Here is a 1048-nt window from a genome sequence, read left to right as displayed (position 1 = left end):
CGGGATAGTCCCTATGACCCGATAGGGGTGTTGGGTGGGGAGAGTAACTACGGGTATGTACATAACCCTGTCAGTTGGGTTGATCCGTGGGGACTAACACCTTGTAAAGGTTTACCATCAACCCGAACGTCAGGTGGAACAGGGGCTAAATATAGTAAAGCCGATGGTCAAGGTCTATATGTGTTACATGACGGAAAGAATATACTTTATGTAGGGAGAGGTGACGCACCATCTCGCCTTGGTATCCATGCTGAAACAGCAGGGAAATCCCATCTAAGACAAGATATTATATTTAACAATAATTTGACTAAGGCCGAAGCTAAATTCTTGGAGCAAAAAATCATGGATCTTAACGGTGGGCCGTTATCAGTAAATAAGTCAACATCTTTGCTAAATGAGATAAGGTCTTACAGTCCTAACAATCCTAATGCGCCAATATATGATGTTGCCGGACATAACACAGACTGGGGAAGTAAGATACTTGATGATGCGCTTTCTGTTCTAAAAGGTAAGGGACTATGGCCATAAAGATTAAATACAGTTCTGGTGATATATTTTTGCTTCCATTGGACAATAATAATTACGCTATTTGTCAGATAGTTTGGGCTCCCAAGGGAGACTATAAGAAAGTATTTTCTTTCTGTGTTCTTGAAAAAGGCACTGGAAAATCAATTGAAATCCCTGAAGGCGGCATTCCAATTTTATTGGATGACAATGGTAATAAAATAAAAGTTATTTTTTCCAGCGTTAAGAAAATCGTCAATGGCGAGTGGGAAATTATAGGAAATAGAAGTTTATCACCAGATAGTTTAGAACTAATGCTATTTAATTTAGCAGGCGATCTTCATGAGGGAGATAAAGTTATACGAAAGCTTTCTATAAATGAGTACAGCCAATATCCATCTATGTCTGTTTTTGGCTTTGAGCTTATCCAAAATATTTTACTGAATAGCTAATACAAAGCCGGAAGCGATCCCAACGATCCTTCCGGCTATTTTTTACCTGCTGTTTATTCCGTGTAGTGTCAGAGATTAATCTCCGTCTCAAT

The 1048-nt window shown here is 39.0% G+C and carries 1 protein-coding gene and 1 pseudogene; both read left to right on the top strand.

Annotation, left to right across the window (positions count from 1 at the left end; translation table 11 throughout):
- Positions 1 to 528 (top strand): annotated as a pseudogene (locus tag OI69_RS20020) (RHS repeat-associated core domain-containing protein); the annotation flags it as partial.
- Positions 519 to 956, top strand: coding sequence for an Imm26 family immunity protein (locus tag OI69_RS18730; RefSeq protein WP_052198415.1), 438 nt, complete (start codon positions 519 to 521; stop codon positions 954 to 956). The pseudogene OI69_RS20020 and the gene OI69_RS18730, both read left to right, overlap by 10 nt.
- Positions 957 to 1048 lie beyond the last annotated feature (92 nt).

The sequence above is a fragment of the Pectobacterium fontis genome (assembly GCF_000803215.1).
Taxonomy (GTDB): Bacteria; Pseudomonadota; Gammaproteobacteria; order Enterobacterales; family Enterobacteriaceae; genus Pectobacterium; species Pectobacterium fontis.
This window is presented reverse-complemented; position numbering and strand designations above follow the sequence as displayed.

Excerpts from the sequence above, each read along its gene's own strand:
- OI69_RS18730 (WP_052198415.1), top strand. The coding sequence starts at position 519 with ATGGCCATAAAGATTAAATACAGTTCTGGTGATATATTTTTGCTTCCA.